Consider the following 17,286-nt stretch of genomic DNA (forward strand, 5'->3'; position numbering starts at 1 on the left):
CATCGCAGCTTTCAGGCTCGGTCGGCGGCCTACGTCTGCGCAGCGCGGCCGTCAAAGCGGTAGGGATCGAAGGCGTCCCGATCCGGGTCGGCCTCGCCGGCCAATTCCCGCTCCAGTATCTCTGCCGCCAACGAGGCGAAGGCGATGCCATTGCCGCCATAGCCCGCCGCGATCCAGACATGGCGCATGAGCGAACTAGCGCCGATGGCGGGCAGGCCGTCGGGCGACGCGCCGAAGGTCGCCGCCCATCTTCCACCGTTCATCGACCGCGTCTACAATCCTGCTTCATAACACCCATCTGTCTATGTTGTTGAAGTAAATAGGCTTTGCTGATCGGGATGCGATCCCGTGGGGTATTTTGGGTTTTTCCGGGCGCGGTTTACGAGTTGATGGGCGGAAGAGCCACCAAGTTCGGCCCGGCTGAATATCCATGGTCCTTCTGGTAGAGGATGGATGCCTTCGATCTCGCCGGCTTCCGCTGCGACCCGGAGCGTCTTCGGGGTCACGCCGATTTGGCGGGCCGCCTGGCTCAAGTTCAGCCATGGAACATCGCCATCGGTTCCTGCGCGGAAGACCGGAATCTTGTGATGCGACCTCAGCGCGGTGACCCGTTCACGCGTCCAGCGGTTGCCGTGCCCGGTCATCAGCCCGTTCCGGTTGAGGATCCCAGCGATCAGGTCGTCATTGGCGATGAGCACGAGTTGGCGCACGGCGACAATGACGTCGGCCGGGGTGCTGTTACGCTGTCCCTTGCGGCGCTTGGGCAGTCGTAACTCGGTATGGACGCCGCCCGCCCAATGGATCAGCAACACGATCTCGGATGCGTCGCCGTCGATGTCAGCGATTATCTCTTGGATGAGAGTGCGCACGATGCGCTTCTTCAAGCGCGCATCGGTCTGCGGGTCTTTCCAGACGGCTTTGAGATCGGCGGCAAGGCCGTCGATCTCCTTCAGGGACGTCGACGCTGGTTGCGGCATCGCGGCATCATGCGCGGCGATCCTGGCTTCCACTTCACTGACGCGCGTGAGTGCGCGGTTCCATCGGGCTTCCAGTTCCGCCGTTACCAACCGGTTCTGAGGATCGGCCGCATCATATTGTCGGAAGGCCCGATCGGCCTCGTAACGGGCCGCTTCGAAATCGCGCATCAGCGCGTCGCGGACCTGATCGCGGCGACTGGCTGCTTGTGCTTCGGCTTCAACCGCGGCCGCAATCGCTCCGGGTTCGAGGACCGGAATGAGCGCCTGCTCGATCGCATCATCGACACGTAATCCGCCGAATGCGATACAACGCGGCTCGCCATTGTCGAGCAGGCCCCGCCAGCAGGAATAGCGGGGAATATCATGCCTGGCACCAGTGTAACGCACGGTCAGCTTGCGGCCGCACCGCCGGCATCGGACGAGCCCGGTGAGCAGTGCATCGCCATGCTTGGGCGCCCCATGATGCCGACTAGTGGGAACATTGTCGCTCACCATCTTGCGGATAATCTCCGATCGCTCCCAACTGACATAGCCTTCGTGCGAACCAGGGATGAGCGCCAGCCACTCGTCCCGCGCCTTGCGGCGACTCTGCGATCGCATACCGCCGCCATTATATCCGGTGGCGGTGCGGCTTTTACCATAGGCATAGGCGCCACCGTAAATCGGGTTCTCGATCATCCGGTGAATGGTTGCGTAGTTCGGCTTGCGCCACTCGACATCGCCGTTGTTGCGCTTGGCGGGAAGGTCCAGCCCATGCTCGATAAACCAGAGCAGCGCTTGCCGTGCACTGCCGAGCTCGGCGACCTTGTCAAACACCAGGGCAATGGCTTCTTGGACTCGACGATCAGGATCCTTCTCGATCCGGTCGCCGACCTTCACGAAGCCGACCGGGGCCGCAACGATTAGTTCGCCGCGTCGAGCCTTCTCGTAGCGGGCCGAGAGCGAACGCTGGCGCAGAAGATCCAGTTCATACTCTTTGAGGCTTCCCTTCAGGCCCAGCAGCAGTCGGTCATTACCTTGGCGCGGGGCGTACACGGTCTCTTGGTCGATCAAAACCGTGTCGACGACCCGGCACATCTCGATAAGCTGTTGCCAGTCACGGCTGTTGCGGGCGAAGCGCGAAACTTCCCGTGCAGCGACTGCACCGACTTTGCCAAGGCAGACCTTGGCAACCATCCGGTCGAAACCAGCGCGTGTCACACCTCCTGCGGCTGATCGGCCAAGATCTTCGTCGACGGTCTCGATGCGAGACCATCCCAAAGTGACCAGGCGATCGCGCATTGCGTATTGCAGAGCGCTGCTCTCCCGGTTGTGAAGCACCTGATGGGGGAGGACTGCCGCACATACAGGATCGCCTTGCGCTCGAGATGCTGCGGGCCGATCTTCTCAAAGTTCATCGTACGTCTCCCGTGGTTCCGCGACGGGATCGCTGTCGATATGCTCAAGTAGCAGGCGTACGATCAGCGGCATCAACGCTTGGCGTGTCGGCGGCGGCAGGGTCTGCCATCGCGGAAGCTGCGCGATCCCGGAACCGCTGGGGCTGGAGAACAGATCGAGCTGCACTGTCATCGGCTTGCGTGCCATCAAGACCTCCCGAATACGAGTCGTGAGGGCTGAATGCTGCGCTCGAAACCGATGAAGCCGAAATCTTCTTGGCTGCCACCTGCAGGAGTCTGGACAGCGCGCTCAGCGCGCCGATATCCACGCGAGATGCAGCTTCAAGGCACGTCATGGTACAAACAGCGCGGTCAAACATCCACGCCGGAATCTCAAGCAAGCGATCGGACGTCGTACCTGTGAGGTTGCACCGAAAAACAATCCCCCCGGCGCGTTCCACGGCTTGATGCACGTGGATCGGCCGACCCCTCCAGGGGTGCCATTGATAGATAACTTCCCGGATATCGGTCCCGTGGGCGTTGCGTCGCCGTGTTGTACAATGAACGCCGACTGCATTCCGCTCTGGGCTATTTGAGCCCGGTGCAGTTTGAGGAGTTACACGCCAAAACTATGGTCAAATCCGCGGCCTGATACCTGTCCGACCCCAGGGGCCCACTCCATAACGGGGTCCTTTTTGCACGCCGATCCACAGTGGCGAACCACTTCGGGCCGGCGACATCCTCCTGACAGGCGCGCTCGGTCCCCTGGTGCCGCTCCGGATAGGGGATCATGTTCACGCGGTCGTAGGCGGGATCGGCGAAGGCAGCTTCACCTATCAGACCTGAGCGCATTGAGCTCGCTGCCACAGGGACCGATCGCGTCAGCCCAACCCGAGCCTGCGCGATAGGAGTGCGCGTCCCGGACCTGCATCTCCACATCTGCACCCGCGCATGCCGGGTTCACATCGGCTTGCTTCCCTACCCGCCTACATCCCTCCGCGCTTTGGGAAGCGAGGAGCAGTCCGTTGCCATCCCGCAGCAAATTGATAAGCTGCTCCGGCATGGTTTGCCCAAATATGCTCGGGCATTTTTGCCCTATCCCCAACTAGACTGAGAAGGCCTATTCGGGATAGATTAAGCCATGCCTCACGCCATATCCGACCTGTCTCAGCCTGAATGGGACACAAGCCTTGTGCAGCTCCTAGTTGATACCTCGACTTCCATAGCCCGGCTGGACGAGCGCATTTCCGCTAGTTCTGTCACTGTCGCATGGCAGCTACGCGCGAGTTGGAGCGGATATGGGCGAGCCTTTGAGGCGCACGGAGTGGAAATTGAAGAAATCGACATTTTTTCGAGGGAATGTGGCGTCCCCCTCCCCTCTCGCGCCCCAATTTCGACGATCAGCGATCCGTTCGATGTCCTTGTTCGCTGGCAGAATCGGTTTACTGGCAACGAACGTCTTCATTGGAGCGATAATCTCAAGTTCAGCTTTTCGGCACCGCCGGACTGGGCAGAACGTCCTGCCCTCTTGCGCGCCCTGGAGCTACAGGCCCGCAGCGCCCGCGCGGATGCTGGGTTTTCAGTGTGGCTGGAGTTGCCGCTTCTGTTGCAACGACTGGGCTTTACCCGCTCGCTTCTCCCCATATTGGTGGCGGGGGATAAGGCCTATCGAATTGCCCCGAACGACCGCTCCATCACGCGCCGCTTTCTTCGCAGACTGAATGCGGCGGCCATGGATGGCATGGCGCTTCTCGACGCGATGGAGGCCGATCGCCTTAGGTTCAGCGAGGCGATTGCAAAGACCCATCGCCCGGGCAGCTTGGCCGCTCTGGTAGCGCTGCTCATGCGGCATCCCGTCGCGAGCCCCACTCGGGTTGCCCAGGAACTCGGTTTGAGTATTTCCGGAGCCGGCAAGCTTCTCAAGCGCGCCGTGGGCTTGGGATTACTGGTCGAGGCAGAGGCGCGCCACAATTGGCAGCTCTATCTGACGGGCGACCTTGCTGTTCGCTTCGGGTTTAAATCAGCGCCGCGTGGCCGGCCCGTCTCCCCTTCCCCACCGTCCCCCGAGCTTGATACAGCACTGATGGCGTTCGATGCCGAGCTTGCCGCTTTTGAACGAAAGATCGAGGCTCTCGGATCAAAGTCAAAGTCAGACCCAGAAATCGCGAACAAGGGCTAGGACCGCCTGCTCCGCTTCTTCGCGGGTACCGCCTCCTTTGGGCAGCAGCGTCAGCGTCACGGCCTTCGGGGATCGTTTCTCAATCTTGAGCAGCGGCTTGTCATCCGTTCCGGTGATCGTTTCGGTCAATCCTGACTTCCTGGGGGATCCTGACCTCTTGGGGGGGTCCGCTGCGAGAGTCAGCGCACGGACGATGTCCGGCGCCGCAAACGCCCCCCCTCCCCTGCCCCATTGAGCCGCCAGCTCGGCAGCCCTGGCAAATACCCGATCCTTGCGTTCTTCCGGTTTGAGTAGCGGCTTCAGCATCGTCACATGCTTGATCCTGAGCGCGTGGATGTCGGGAAATGCCGCCGTGAGTTCGGCAGGCAGGCGCGCAAGGTCAAGATAGCGGCTGAGCCAGCTTTGCGAAACGTTGAGTCGCTCCGCCATGCGGCCCTGGTGCCCCTCATAATAGCCGGCAAGCGCCTTCAGATAATCCCGCGCCCGCTCCATATCCGTAATGTCTTCACGCGCACGGTTTTCAAGGTCTGCCAGGCGAAACGCCTCTTCATCTGTAAGCTCGCGAGCTTCGACGAGGAACCGGAAGTCGGGATAATTATGCGCCCGCAGCCAGGACACCGACCAATGGCGGCGCGCGCCGCAGATGACCTCGAAATCATAATCCGCGTCGCCACGGACCCGTCGCACAATCGCCGGCACTTCCTGTCGCCCCTGCGCCTTCAAACTCTCGATCAGGTCGGCGCAGCGATCTTCATTCAGCAGGTCATAGTCCCGGTTATGCCCCGCCCACATGCGGCAACGAGCGGGATCGACAAGCTCATGCGTGCGCTGCGTTATAGCACCCGACGCGAGCGCCGCGATCCGATTTTCGCGCGACGACAAAATCGACCCCATCTGGCTTCGCGCCCTGGGCGTTTCCGACGGAGCGGGCACCAGCCCGGCTGCGAGGCCTTCTGCGAAACTCTTATTTTTACCGCTCATATACTGGTCCCTTTTTGGCGGATTTCTGCGCCGTTCGCGCTAGCAAATGCCTGATTTTGCACCGGTGCAAAATCAGGCATGGCCCTCCTGCCTGAGCCTGGCGGCATGGCTTGGCCAGGTCGATCGGATGTCAATCTCCACCTCTGAATTGACGCCGTCGAGATAAGTCAGGCAGCGCTCGCGCACCGAGCGGCTGGTGAGAGGTCCATCCAGTTCGTAAACGCTCATCAACCGAGCCGTTGCATTGTCGATTTCGGCCGAGTCCTTGAGCGGCGTGCGCACGATGTAATGACCGAAAAGCGAGCGCATGAGGTTCAACATTTCCTTCTGCATCGACTTTCCTTCGTCCACCTTGGAAGCCACGAAGCGAAGGAAATTGAGGCCCGTGGGGAAACCCAGCCTGTGCAGCTCAGCCATCGTTTCCTCAAGCATGCTGAGAAATGCGGCTGTCGAGGAAAAGTCCATTACCGTCGGAGGCACCGGCACGACAAGCGAATTTGCTGCGCGCAGCACCGAAAGCGAAATCGCGCCCAGCGCTGGCGGCGGATCGATAACGATCACGTCAAATCGATCGGCAATCGAATGGATGCCTTCCGCCAGCCGGTTGAGCAACGCCGACTCGCCGCGCGCCATCCGCCCTGCCAGCTCATATTCCGACTGGAACAGCCGGAGGTTGGCGGGGATCAATTCGAGCTGATCGAAATGCGTCTTACGCAGGGCATAATCCAACGATCCAATATCGTCATGCCGCAAGAACGGATAAAGCGTGTCGTCCTCGGTAAGATCCAGGTCAGGAACATAGCCGAAAAGGGTCGTTGCCGACCCCTGGCTGTCGCAGTCGATAAGCGCCACCCGATAGCCCTGGATTGCGAGATATTGCGCAAGATGGACGGAGATGGTCGATTTGCCGACCCCCCCCTTGAAGTTCTGGACCGCGATGACGGCACAGGGGTCGTCCGCCGTGCGCCACGGGCGTGTGCCGAACAATCCGCGCATATCGTTGAGCTGAGCCAGGGTGTAACCCACCCGGCGCCCCGTGTCCGTCCGCGGCGGCTCAGGCAGACGCCCATCGCGTTCGGCTTCGCGAATGGCCTGCGTCGTGCGGCCGATCAGTTCTGCCGCCCGCCCGATCGTGAAGGTTGGCTCTCGCCTTGCATTGGCACGCGCCGCCTGCGCATTGTCCCGCAGCCTTTCCAGAACTGTATTGGAACGCGCTGCAAGGTCGGTTACGGCGGCGAAGCTTGAGTCTATTTCGTCGGCCGGAAGGCTTGCCATAATCACTACCCTTTTCGAAGATGGATCGACTATGCTCCAGCTTGTGATTTTATGTCAATGGCGGGCATATTTTCGCAAGCTGACGCTTGCATGCTTATCCAGTGAAAACCCCAGCGCCATCCTGACCGAATGGGGGCCGTCCATGCCGGCGGAGGGAGATTTTGCACCGGTGCAAAATGAATGGCCGTCAACAGAAAATCCCGCAAACTTGGGTAATATCCGTTTCTCCCACCCCCCAATTTGCCGGGACCGGCTTTAGCGCCGCCCTACCGTGACTCACTTAAGCGCCGTCTTTCGAATTCCAGCCTCTGTGGCGGATAATTTTGAAGATGTAAGGAATCTGATGCTTCCTCAGCAATTCATACGTTCAAACCTGACCAGTTGGGGGCGCCGAACTGAATTAGATCAACCGAACGCTTCAGTTTTGCCCTCCCAACTTCGCTGCGCTGGATGGTAAGCAAGCGGTCCTGTCCGATTGGGGGGCGGACTTCTGCACAATCCGCTTGGGTGAAATTTGGCGATGTGCCACCGTTCCCCTTAGCGTCCATTCAGTCGATGAGCTTATGCGTCAGCCGCGACATTCAAACGCGGTTCGACAGCCATTTTGCACCGGTGCAAAATCTTCTACGGCCGACCCCGACGCGACGCGTAGCTCTCGCAAAATCCGGTCCAGGATTGCCTCAGCTTGTTACCGCTCAGATTGGCCAGCCGCGCTCCCATATATTCTCTATAGGCGGTGGCAATGAGATCGATATCCCACCCCCCGCCGATGGAGCGGGCGATATCGCGAAATGCCGGCGAGGACGCATAGTGGAGGCTTCCTGAAGGGAAGGCCGCAAAGGCATCGCCCTCCCCTCCACTGTTCGCGCCTGCCGACTTCTTCTTTTCCACGGCCGGGCCGGCCGTCACCGCCGGAGCCGCCGGCACAATGGTTTCCACCCGTCCGTCCCGCCGAGCCTTACGCCCGGTAGAATGGCGTTCGAGTTCATCAACCGTGTTGATTTGCTCGGGTGCGTCCTTCGCAAGGAAACGCATCTCGATCTCTGCAACCGCACGGCCCTTGCGGACCTCCTTCCACTCGATGGTGAAATGGGCCAGTTGATCGATCTCTGATTTTGCCGTCTGCAGGACCTTGCGGCGAAGTTGAGCGAAATCCTTGTACACATCGGGATCGATCCCCAATGCCGCTCGCAAGGCCGTGACGTCTCCCTTCCAGGTCGACTGGCGTCGATGGATGCGCAAGGCGCCCATCTCATAAAGCCGCAGCGCATATGTTGAACGAAAGCCCAGAACCGCCTGCCGATTGAGGACGGCGTAGGTCTCTGATTCCTTGATCAGCCGGCGCGCGTCCGGCGTGAATTCCCATTCGATCCACCCCGCCTCCTGGCCATCCTCGTCCACCTCTTCCCTGGACATCTGGATAAGCGGAAAGCGGCGTGTTGCCCGGCGACCCCGCCAGGAAGTATCATCTTCCGCGAACAAGGTCCGATGCAATTCTTCAAGCATGTCGGCAATGCGTTCATTGCCCTTATGACCCCGCCGTATCTCCGCCTTGCGGATTCGATGGGGGATGTCGCGCCATGCGTCCCCACCAGCGGTCAGGATCATGAGGGCGAGAAGACGGGAGGCCGTCAAACTCAGAGACTGCCCCTTGATGAACCTTACCTCGACGAGCTTGCCTGGCTTTGCAAATTCGTCATTATCCCGATTGGCAAGCGCTGCCGCGACACGCATGGCGCGATTCGTGGCGACAAGCGCCTCATCTTGTGTTCGGGTCTGATCCGCCTCTTCCATAGCGAGCGAGAGATTTGCCTGACCTGACCGGAAACGTCAAGTCAGGTCAGGATACAGCCCATTCCCCCAATCGGACAGGATTCGCAAATATCCGGCGGGATCAGAAGATCAAGGTGCGCCCGCGCGAAGAACGGCGGAACGCGGTTCAGTGGGCGCCCTGTCGGACCCAAGGCGGGATGGGGGAGGGCATATTGGTATCGATCCACCGCCTCCTCCTCCAACCGGTCAGGCGAACGCCCCCGCAAGGTCAGCCCCACGCCCCCAAACAGACAGGTTAACTCCCCCAACCAGTCAGGATAGGGGCTCGCGACTCATGTTTTCCCCGCGATTCGCAAATCCTGAATCAGAATCTTTAGAATCAGAATTTCTCCGACCATTCTGGTCGGCGTGTCTCATAAAATATTTGGAAGGGGCTCTAAACTTACGAAGGAAAGTGCTGGCGCTTCAATGTCGCCTCAGCGCGCAGGCGTCTGCTGACTTTGAGTGGGTTTCCCGAGATCGGTTTGGTCGCGGCCGGAGCAAAACCGGATACGTTCCTGCACGGGGGGAGATGTCCGCTGCCAAAAAGAAGAAAGTGAACCTGTAACGCCGCGCTACGTCCGAGGCAGCCTCCCGCAAACTCGTCAACGAGTGGCTCGCTGGCATGTGCCGACTTGGTTTGCTGCAAATGACAAGAGCGTTAAGAACCGGCTGGATGGCGATCTTATTCGCAATTTGGCAGCCTTCGGTCGGCAATGAACAGCGATCCCACACGCGCTGCGATGAATGGAGCCGAGAGGATCGATCGAGAGAGCCAACCAAGTGTGCGGTTAGGCTCACGCTACGAAAAGAAAGCGAGATCAAACAGCGATAATCATGGCGTCGCATGGACGTCGTCCCCTCGTCCGATGATTTAAGAGAGGATCTACCCGCTATGCCCGGTCCGATTCTGATGAAATAACCTTGCAAATCGGGAATGGTATTCCAATAATGCAAGGATGATTGACCGTCGAATTGCAGCGCGCCTGTTTGAACGCTTGAGCGAAGTCCCCGCTGTGGCGCTGCTCGGACCACGGCAGGTCGGCAAGACGACCCTTGCCCTGGAGATTGGCGAGACGGTCCCCTCCATCTATCTCGACCTCGAATCCGAGACAGACCGGGCCAAGCTGAGCGATCCGGAACTCTATCTTTCGGGGCACCAGGACAAGCTGGTGATCCTGGACGAGGTTCATCGCCTGCCGGGTCTTTTCCAGATATTGCGCGGCCTTATCGACAAGGGCAGGCGCGCTGGCTTCAAGGCCGGCCGCTTCCTACTCCTTGGCTCTGCATCGATCGATCTGCTCGCTCAATCGGGCGAGAGCTTTGCCGGGCGGGTCAGCTATCTTGAAATGGGACCGCTCGATGCGCTTGAGATCGAGGCGCAGGCGGCAAGCCGCCTCTGGGTGCGGGGCGGTTTCCCGGACAGCTTTCTCAGTGCGAGCGATCCCTCGAGCCTGCGCTGGCGGCAGGATTTCATCCGCACCTATCTGGAGCGGGATGTTCCGATGCTGGGCCCCAGGATCGCGGCGGAAACGCTGCGACGCTTCTGGACGATGCTGGCGCATCATCAGTCGGGGCTGCTCAATGCCGCGGATTTCGCGCGCGCTCTTGGCCTCGATTCCAAGACCGTCGCCAACTATCTCGATCTTCTCGTCGACCTGCTGCTCGTCCGTCGGCTCGAACCATGGCACAGCAACAGTGCGAAGAGGCTCGTCAAATCGCCGCGCATTTATGTCAGGGACAGTGGGCTGGTCCATGCCCTGCTTGGTCTGGGCGATGAAGAAGCGATCCTTGGTCATCCCGTCGCGGGCGGAAGCTGGGAAGGCTTCGTCATCGAGAATCTGATTGCCGCGGCGCCTGAGGGCAGCGTCGCCAATTTCTACCGGACGGCGGCAGGCGCCGAGATCGATCTGCTCATCACTCTGCCGGGTGGAGAACTCTGGGTCTATGAGATCAAGCGGAGCCTGGCGCCGAAGGTGGAACGCGGCTTCCATCATGCCTGTGCAGACCTGAACCCAGCGCGCCGCAGCGTCATTTATCCCGGTGGCGAAGCCTATCCCATGTCGGCTGACATCATGGTCATGCCGCTCGTTGCTGCGGCCGCGGATCTGTTCGAGCGCCACTGAGGCGGGCCTCCAGATCGGCCTCATCGCATGGGATCGCTGGAATTGCGGTTACTGACAACGCCCGTGAATTTCGCCATGGCGCGTACGCCGACGGCGGCCCGGACGCCCGTCTGCATCTTGACCCCGAGATAGAATCGGTGTCGCCCGCGGGCTTTAGCCAGGCGACCGGGTGACCGATCAAGGGCAGGCCTAGCCGTCCTGATCGGAGCATCGCTTCGCTCTCGCCGATGATGCGGACGGAGATGCGGTAGCGGACCTTCAATTGGCCGAGCTTTGCCCAGAGATCGCCGCAGGGAATGCAGCCGGGGCACTGCTCGTCTCGACGACGAAAGCTGCCCCCTGACCGCGCAGCGTTTCCTCAAAATCGGGCGGATGATCGATGGTCTGCGGAACGCGATCGAGCCCGGATAGGCGCTGCGGGCGCTGTGTCACGCCGGCGAAGGCACGCGCCTTGCAGCGGGCAAAGTCCTGGAGACGCCAGAAATTCGCGACGGCGTCCACCGTCAGAACCGTGGCCGCATAATCGCGCTGCTCGGTGATCAGCCTGGCAATGCGCGGCGGGCTCCAGCGCGCAAGCTCCGCCATCGGCGGGATCAGGGGCGGTTTTGGAAGCTCTTCTGCGTCCTGAGGGGCGGGCAGGGGCGGCGGTGCATGCCACTCGGCCCCGGTGAGACTGTGACCGAGCTTTGTCTGGAGGGGTTCTCACGTCCCGCTTCCGTACTTTCACCGGAAGCAAGGCTAACTTTGACGCATCGGATGGAGGACGCACCCCAAAAGAACGAAATTCATGACATTTTGGTAAAGCCTGTCGGCGTCCGGATGTGGCTTCCCGTGGCACATGCGTCTCACCCGGTCTCCTCGGCTTGCTTCTTTTCCGGGAAACCTCCCGCTCCACAGCATCTCTGCCGTATGGCGTGACCGTCGTTGCTGCGGTCGGCGGACGCGCCGCCTCCCTTCAAATGGGAACCCGATTGTGCGGCGACAGTTTGGCTCCGCCTCAGGACGCGGCGGGAATGAGGGAGGGAAGGGGGAGGGGGTTGTTGCGCCTCAGCCGGGGCGTTGACCACCTGTGATCCGGAGTATTTGCGCCATAATGTCTGCGGCCCCCAGATAAGCAAGTGTTTGATGAAGCTGACCATCACCGTTTCACCACGGGATTTTTAATCGATAGCGCGTGCATCAAGCCCTTCGTAGGAAGCTAACCAGTGCGTCGGCTGTTCCGGTTAACGGGTGGCCTCTGACCGCTGCCGATCGTCCAACTTGACCGAAGCTGCTTTCCATCCGAGACTGTTGTAGCCGAGCGCGTCGCCAATTGGTCAGGCGGACCATTTCGGCGGGAGACCGAGACATGCACGAGCTTGCCCTGCTGGTGGCGACGCGAAAGGGTGCCTGGATCTATCGCAGCGATGTCGGACGGCGGGAATGGCAGGCAGATGGTCCGCACTTCCTGGGCCATATCATCCATCATCTGGTACTCGATCCGCGCGATGGTCGCACATTGCTGGCCGCCGCCAAGACCGGGCACCTGGGTCCGACGATCTTCCGCTCGACCGACCTGGGGAAGAGTTGGAACGAGGCGAGCCGTCCGCCAGCCTTTCCCAAGGCGCGGGAAGGAGAGGCTGGCCGCGCCGTCGATCATAGTTTCTGGTTGACCCCCGGCCACGCCAGCGAGCCGGGCCTGTGGTACGCCGGCACCTCACCGCAAGCGCTCTTCCGCAGCGAGGATGGCGGTGTGACCTGGGAAGGCGTTGCTGGTTTCAACGATAACCCCGCCTATCGCGATCGTTTGGGTGGCGCACAGGACGGAACCCCCGATGGTCCGAAGTTGCATTCGTTGCTGGTCGACCCGCGCGACGCGGCCCATCTCTACCTTGGCATGTCGGGTGGGGGCGTGCACGAATCGCATGATGCCGGCCAGACCTGGATACCGTTGATCGAAGGGCTGGAGGTGGTCGCCGGGTTCGATGCCAGCCAATGGGCCTTTCACGACCCACATTGCCTGGCGCTGTGCCCTTCGAACCCCGACCGGCTCTATCAGCAGAACCATTGCGGTATTTACCGGATCGACCGGCCGTCGAACCAATGGCGACGGATCGGACGCGCCATGCCGGCGGAGGTCGGAGACATTGGCTTTCCCATCATAGCCCACCCACGCGACGACCGGACCGCCTGGGTATTTCCGATGGACGGCACCGACGTTTGGCCGCGCACCAGCCCGGGGGGCAAGCCTGCAGCCTACATCACTCGCGATGGCGGCGAGTCCTGGTCGCGACAGGATGCCGGCCTGCCTCAGAACGGCGCCTGGTGGACGGTCTATCGCCAGGCGATGGCCAACGATGTCTGCGATCCGGTCGGCATCTATGTTGGTACGGCCAGCGGCAGCCTGTGGATGAGCGCGGATGAAGGCGAGCAATGGTCGATGATCGCGCAGCATCTACCGCCAGTCTATGCCGTGGAAACGGCCGTCCTGGCCTGAGGAGAAGTGGGATGAATGTGTCGATTCCCAGCGCGCTGCAATCCTATACCGGCGCATCGCAGGTTGAGGCGTCGGGCACGAACCTTACCGATTTGTTCGCTACGCTTGACGCGCGCTATCCCGGCATCCGCTTTCGCATGATTGACGAGCAGGACCGCTTTCGCCGCAATATGCGCTGCTTCGTCAACGGTGAACAGGTTTTCGAACTAGGCAGGCCGCTGTCCGACTGGGACGAAGTCATCATCCTCCAGGCTCTCAGCGGGGGATGACGATCGTTGGCGCGGGCGTGCTGCAGGTTCGCAAACTGCGCGATTTTGCTTTAGCGTGTCTCGCGCCGATGTCCCGCTACAATTGCGCCCTTGCCCATGCGACGATGGCTGGTTGCGGCATCGCACCCGATTGCCGGGCCACTTCGCGCCCGTTCGAGAACAGGATCATCGTGGGGATCGAGCGTATGCCGTAGCGCGCGGCGATGCCCTGCTCGGCTTCCGTATCGAGCTTGCCCAAGCGCATATAGGGTTCAAGGTCGCGCGCCGCCCCGGCAAAAGCAGGCGCCATCTGACGGCAGGGGCCACACCAGGACGTCCAAAAATCAACAAGTAGAGGCACGCCGCTGCGACCGGCATGCGCATCGAAATTGGCGGCAGTCAGCGACACCGGCTCGCCTGCGAAGAGTGGCTGCTTGCACCGCCCGCATATGCCACCAGCCTTCAATTTATCAGGTGGGACGCGGTTGGCGGCGCTGCAATGTGGGCAAACGATGATTAGAACTTTATCTTGGGTCATGAAACTGCCTTGCGCCCTCACGCTCGCGGAAGCGAGAGCCATAACCCTCCGGTCGCGATGGCCATTGAATAGCGGCCTGTCCGCACCTGGGGAGTATATATATATGCCGGCTGACGACTGCAAAGGGTCGACCTTGGAAGCGGCGTCAAAACGATGACCTTCAAACATCGCGGCCAGCTTCAAGAAAGGCCTTCAGGCGGCCGGCAACTTCGAGATTCGCGGGGTTGTAGACCATCATAACCAGATCCCGCCGTCCTTCGACGGAGAAAGTGGAAAATTCCAACTCGATTGGCCCTATCTCAGGATGTTGCAGACGCTTCACGCCTTCGCCGTGCCCGACAACCTCATTGTCACGCCACATTGCCGCGAATTCGGGGCTCATGAGGGATAGCTCATCGACGAGTTGACGGATTTCTGCGCCAGCGCCCGCTCGTGCGGCATCTGCCCGGAATGCACCGACCACAAAACGCGCAACGCTATACCAATCCTCCTGTGCCGTCTTCACCCGGGAGTCGGAGAACATCAGGCGCAAGATGTTGCGTTCCTGCCGCGAAAGGCTGGAATAGTCGGTCAAGATTGTTGCGGCAGCTCTGTTCCATGCCACGACGTCCCAAGTCGCCGTCCGGATGATCGCTGGACTGACGGGGATGGCATCGAGCACGCGCTGTAACCGCGGCGAGATGCCTTCCGGCTCACTATAGCGCGATTCCGGTGGATGACCGAATGCAAGAATATGAAGATGTTCCCGTTCCGGCTCGGTCAGCATCATTCCCGTCGCGATGCGCTCGATCACATCTGCGGAAGGCGCTCCGCCACGGCCCTGTTCGAGCCAAGTGTACCAGGTCGCGCTGATATTGGCGCGTTGCGCCACTTCTTCCCGGCGAAGGCCCGGCGTCCGGCGGCGATTGGTCGAAAAGCCGAACGTTGCCGGATCAAGCCGCATACGGCGGTCGCGCAGGAATAGGCCGAGGGCGTTGTCGATCTCCACCAGAGGTCCAGCCTGTTTGGATTTATACTATGATAAGATCACTACTTTAACAGGAAAATGTGCGGGCGGATAGAGGCTCCGAACAATGTCGGAGTATCGATGATGCGTATTTTCCTCACGGGTGCGACCGGTTTCATAGGGTCGCGCATAGTGCCTGACCTGCTGGCCGCTGGGCATGAGGTGCTCGGCCTAACGCGATCCGAAACGGGAGCAGCGTTTCTCGTTGCGGCGGGTGCAGAGGTGCATCGCGGTACGCTGGAGGATCTGGACAGTATCCGCGCCGGTGCCGCCAACGCCGACGCTGTGATACACACCGCCTTCGATCATGATTTCTCCAACTTCATCGCAAATTGTGAGAAGGATCGGCGTGTGATCGAGGCGCTGGGGGCAGTGCTAAAAGGGAGCGACCGTCCGCTTCTCATCACCTCGGGAACGGGCATCGGGGCACCAGGCGACGGCACGCCTGCTGTGGAGGATGTGGTGAACCTTCATCATCCCAACCCGCGCATCGCTTCGGAACTAGCTGGACAGGCATTACTGGAGAAAGGCGTCAATGTCTCGGTCATGCGACTGCCGCAGGTACATGATGCAGTTAAGCAGGGCCTCATCACACCCTATATCCAGATGGCGCGGGAGAAAGGAGGCGTGGCCTATATTGGCGAAGGCGGCAACCGCTGGCCTGCCGCCCACGTCCTCGACGTGGCCAAGCTCTATGTGCTTGCTATCGACCGTAGGCAGGCTGGCGCACGCTATCATGCTGTCGCTGAGGAAGGCATATCCGCTCGCGCGATTGCGGAGGTCGTGGGGGTGGGCCTGGGCCTGCCGGTCATCTCCTTGCCTCCGGAAGCGGCACCGGACCACTTCGGTTGGTTTGCCATGTTCGCTGGACTCGACATGCCTGCGTCGAGCGAGAAGACGCGCGCGTTACTGGATTGGCAACCCGTCGGTCCCGATATGCTCACCGATCTCAGGGCGATGGATTACGCCGCGATACCGGCTTGAGGGACTGGATGGGAGTGAGTTGGATCGGCGGACACCCTCCAATTCTTGCATTGCGCTGTCTGACGAGCGTCTGTTTTGGGGAAACAGGATTTGACAGCTCTATGGCTTCTTGGGTCGACGCCAGCGCGCTGTCCGTGCTGCTGCTGCTAATGTATGCCACCTTGCTTCTGTCCTCATTATTCCTTATCTTGTGGACAGGAGACTGGTCTTATGTCTAAACCCATGACTTTAAATGTACGCGTCAGCGGCTCTCTCAGCGATTTTGTGTCCGCTAACATCGGCGAGGCAGGGGCCTATGAAAATGTGAGCGAGTATGTTCGAGACCTGATTCGTCGGGACAAGGAACGGGTCGAGAGCGAACGGTTGGCGCTCTTGAAGGCCGAGTTGACCGCCGCATTTGCCGTACCAGAGAGCGAATATCTGCCGCTTGATGCGGACGCAATTATTGCCCGTAACGCTCGCAACTAAGCCTCATGATCAGTTATCGCGTGCAGCGCGCCGCCGGCCGCCGGATAGATGACATTTACAACTATACACGCGAGCAATGGGGACAGGATCAGGCTGACCGTTATATTCGCGGCCTTTTTGCTCGCTTTGAAGATATTGCCGAACGCCGCATTGCCTGGCGGGATGTCCCCCGGGGACTCGGCGTCGAAGGCTTCTATTGCCGGTATGAGCATCATTATGTCTATTGGCGTGTCTTGTCCGATGGTGCCGTTGGTATTGTCACCGTTTTGCATGAGCGCATGCATCAGATCGAGCGTTTCCGAGAGGATGCGCCGAATTGATCCCTTGCCGTGTCGAGTTGGATTCCAGTGATCTTCCGATGATCGCAGCCTAAACCGTCGGTCCTCTGCTGGGATCGCAATTTACCTCCTTCGATGTCGCCTTCGGGTCGTTCTAGTGGGGGGATTTTAGGGTGTTGCCCACCGAGATTGGATCGCTGCCAGTTGGCGCAACAATCTTGCCAAATTGCTTATGCAGTTGGCCATGAGCACGATGAACATCTCATTGCCTGATACGCTCAAAGCTTTCGTGGTGCTTCGTTGAATCGCTCGAAGCGGTTTATCGCGTGATTACGGAGCATCCCGGCGCTGGCTCGCTGCGCTACGCGCACGAGTTGAGCTTGCCGGATTTGCGTCATCGCCGGCTCGCCCGCTGGACTTTGGAAAACAGCTTTCGTGCCGCTCTACACCGAGGCCGCACATGCTCTTGGGCCGTCTCCGGGCCGGACAAAGCGCAGGGCTGTTGCATTTAATTAATTGATCGATTAGTGTTCTGTCATAGGCAAGGGTTGAACCCTACTGT

General features: G+C 60.3%; 15 protein-coding genes and 1 pseudogene. 7 read left to right on the forward strand and 9 right to left on the reverse strand.

Annotation, left to right across the window (positions count from 1 at the left end):
• Positions 1 to 29: 29 nt before the first annotated feature.
• The 3 genes from HUK72_RS26155 to HUK72_RS26165 all read right to left on the reverse strand — a co-directional run bounded on the left by HUK72_RS26155 (position 30) and on the right by HUK72_RS26165 (position 2,561).
• Positions 30 to 263, reverse strand: a complete 234-nt coding sequence (locus HUK72_RS26155) for an FAD-binding oxidoreductase (RefSeq protein ID WP_176599369.1) — start codon at positions 261 to 263, stop codon at positions 30 to 32.
• Positions 264 to 302: 39 nt separating this feature from the next.
• Positions 303 to 2,258: a recombinase family protein gene (locus HUK72_RS26160; protein WP_255326030.1), complete on the reverse strand. Its 1,956-nt coding sequence runs from the start codon at positions 2,256 to 2,258 to the stop codon at positions 303 to 305.
• Positions 2,259 to 2,363: 105 nt separating this feature from the next.
• On the reverse strand, positions 2,364 to 2,561 hold the full coding sequence (locus HUK72_RS26165) for a hypothetical protein (RefSeq protein WP_066562783.1): 198 nt from the start codon (positions 2,559 to 2,561) through the stop codon (positions 2,364 to 2,366).
• A 1,116-nt stretch (positions 2,562 to 3,677) separates the two neighbouring features.
• Between HUK72_RS26165 and HUK72_RS26170 the strand changes: the two genes are divergently transcribed.
• A complete protein-coding gene (locus tag HUK72_RS26170; RefSeq protein WP_176599370.1) occupies positions 3,678 to 4,532 on the forward strand; it encodes a hypothetical protein in 855 nt (284 codons plus the stop codon).
• Here HUK72_RS26170 and HUK72_RS26175 read toward each other — a convergent pair.
• The 3 genes from HUK72_RS26175 to HUK72_RS26185 form a co-directional block, all read right to left on the reverse strand.
• On the reverse strand, positions 4,503 to 5,513 hold the full coding sequence (locus HUK72_RS26175; protein WP_176599371.1) for a ParB/RepB/Spo0J family partition protein: 1,011 nt from the start codon (positions 5,511 to 5,513) through the stop codon (positions 4,503 to 4,505). The two genes, HUK72_RS26170 and HUK72_RS26175, sit on opposite strands and share 30 nt — an antisense overlap.
• A gap of 72 nt (positions 5,514 to 5,585) precedes the next feature.
• Complete coding sequence (locus tag HUK72_RS26180; protein ID WP_176599372.1) at positions 5,586 to 6,788, reverse strand: AAA family ATPase; 1,203 nt, start codon at positions 6,786 to 6,788, stop codon at positions 5,586 to 5,588.
• Between the two features lie 624 nt (positions 6,789 to 7,412).
• Positions 7,413 to 8,522: a replication initiation protein gene (locus tag HUK72_RS26185; protein ID WP_176599486.1), complete on the reverse strand. Its 1,110-nt coding sequence runs from the start codon at positions 8,520 to 8,522 to the stop codon at positions 7,413 to 7,415.
• Positions 8,523 to 9,559: 1,037 nt separating this feature from the next.
• On the opposite strand from HUK72_RS26185, the gene HUK72_RS26190 reads away from it, so the two are divergent.
• Positions 9,560 to 10,726: an ATP-binding protein gene (locus HUK72_RS26190; RefSeq protein WP_176599373.1), complete on the forward strand. Its 1,167-nt coding sequence runs from the start codon at positions 9,560 to 9,562 to the stop codon at positions 10,724 to 10,726.
• Positions 10,727 to 11,149: 423 nt separating this feature from the next.
• On the opposite strand, the pseudogene traF reads toward HUK72_RS26190, so the two are convergent.
• Positions 11,150 to 11,392, reverse strand: a pseudogene (gene traF / locus HUK72_RS26200) (conjugal transfer protein TraF); the annotation flags it as partial.
• 682 nt (positions 11,393 to 12,074) lie between these two features.
• Between traF and HUK72_RS26205 the strand changes: the two are divergent.
• Complete coding sequence (locus HUK72_RS26205; RefSeq protein ID WP_176599374.1) at positions 12,075 to 13,202, forward strand: glycosyl hydrolase; 1,128 nt, start codon at positions 12,075 to 12,077, stop codon at positions 13,200 to 13,202.
• Between the two features lie 11 nt (positions 13,203 to 13,213).
• Positions 13,214 to 13,471: a MoaD/ThiS family protein gene (locus HUK72_RS26210; protein WP_176599375.1), complete on the forward strand. Its 258-nt coding sequence runs from the start codon at positions 13,214 to 13,216 to the stop codon at positions 13,469 to 13,471.
• A gap of 76 nt (positions 13,472 to 13,547) precedes the next feature.
• Here the strand turns inward: HUK72_RS26210 and trxC are convergent, their stop codons facing one another.
• Positions 13,548 to 13,988 (reverse strand): thioredoxin TrxC, encoded by a 441-nt coding sequence (trxC, locus tag HUK72_RS26215; RefSeq protein WP_176599487.1) that lies wholly within the window; start codon positions 13,986 to 13,988, stop codon positions 13,548 to 13,550.
• Between the two features lie 160 nt (positions 13,989 to 14,148).
• Positions 14,149 to 14,976 (reverse strand): helix-turn-helix transcriptional regulator, encoded by an 828-nt coding sequence (locus tag HUK72_RS26220; protein WP_336952174.1) that lies wholly within the window; start codon positions 14,974 to 14,976, stop codon positions 14,149 to 14,151.
• Between the two features lie 99 nt (positions 14,977 to 15,075).
• Here HUK72_RS26220 and HUK72_RS26225 point away from each other — a divergent pair, with 99 nt between their 5' ends.
• The 3 genes from HUK72_RS26225 to HUK72_RS26235 all read left to right on the forward strand — a co-directional run bounded on the left by HUK72_RS26225 (position 15,076) and on the right by HUK72_RS26235 (position 16,766).
• On the forward strand, positions 15,076 to 15,978 hold the full coding sequence (locus HUK72_RS26225; protein ID WP_369806076.1) for an SDR family oxidoreductase: 903 nt from the start codon (positions 15,076 to 15,078) through the stop codon (positions 15,976 to 15,978).
• Between the two features lie 210 nt (positions 15,979 to 16,188).
• Positions 16,189 to 16,446, forward strand: a complete 258-nt coding sequence (locus tag HUK72_RS26230) for an addiction module antitoxin (RefSeq protein ID WP_176599376.1) — start codon at positions 16,189 to 16,191, stop codon at positions 16,444 to 16,446.
• 5 nt (positions 16,447 to 16,451) lie between these two features.
• Entirely contained in the window at positions 16,452 to 16,766 is a 315-nt protein-coding gene (locus tag HUK72_RS26235) for a type II toxin-antitoxin system RelE/ParE family toxin (RefSeq protein WP_176599377.1), read from the forward strand.
• The last annotated feature ends 520 nt before the right edge of the window (positions 16,767 to 17,286 follow it).

The organism is Sphingobium sp. 15-1, from assembly GCF_013375535.1.
Taxonomy (GTDB): Bacteria; Pseudomonadota; Alphaproteobacteria; order Sphingomonadales; family Sphingomonadaceae; genus Sphingobium; species Sphingobium aromaticivastans.

Excerpts from the sequence above, each read along its gene's own strand:
- HUK72_RS26155 (WP_176599369.1), bottom strand. The coding sequence starts at position 263 with ATGAACGGTGGAAGATGGGCGGCGACCTTCGGCGCGTCGCCCGACGGC.
- HUK72_RS26160 (WP_255326030.1), bottom strand. The coding sequence starts at position 2,258 with ATGCGCGATCGCCTGGTCACTTTGGGATGGTCTCGCATCGAGACCGTC.
- HUK72_RS26165 (WP_066562783.1), bottom strand. The coding sequence starts at position 2,561 with ATGGCACGCAAGCCGATGACAGTGCAGCTCGATCTGTTCTCCAGCCCC.
- HUK72_RS26175 (WP_176599371.1), bottom strand. The coding sequence starts at position 5,513 with ATGAGCGGTAAAAATAAGAGTTTCGCAGAAGGCCTCGCAGCCGGGCTG.
- HUK72_RS26180 (WP_176599372.1), bottom strand. The coding sequence starts at position 6,788 with ATGGCAAGCCTTCCGGCCGACGAAATAGACTCAAGCTTCGCCGCCGTA.
- HUK72_RS26185 (WP_176599486.1), bottom strand. The coding sequence starts at position 8,522 with ATGCGTGTCGCGGCAGCGCTTGCCAATCGGGATAATGACGAATTTGCA.
- HUK72_RS26190 (WP_176599373.1), top strand. The coding sequence starts at position 9,560 with ATGATTGACCGTCGAATTGCAGCGCGCCTGTTTGAACGCTTGAGCGAA.
- HUK72_RS26205 (WP_176599374.1), top strand. The coding sequence starts at position 12,075 with ATGCACGAGCTTGCCCTGCTGGTGGCGACGCGAAAGGGTGCCTGGATC.
- HUK72_RS26210 (WP_176599375.1), top strand. The coding sequence starts at position 13,214 with ATGAATGTGTCGATTCCCAGCGCGCTGCAATCCTATACCGGCGCATCG.
- trxC (WP_176599487.1), bottom strand. The coding sequence starts at position 13,988 with ATGACCCAAGATAAAGTTCTAATCATCGTTTGCCCACATTGCAGCGCC.
- HUK72_RS26225 (WP_369806076.1), top strand. The coding sequence starts at position 15,076 with ATGATGCGTATTTTCCTCACGGGTGCGACCGGTTTCATAGGGTCGCGC.
- HUK72_RS26230 (WP_176599376.1), top strand. The coding sequence starts at position 16,189 with ATGTCTAAACCCATGACTTTAAATGTACGCGTCAGCGGCTCTCTCAGC.
- HUK72_RS26235 (WP_176599377.1), top strand. The coding sequence starts at position 16,452 with ATGATCAGTTATCGCGTGCAGCGCGCCGCCGGCCGCCGGATAGATGAC.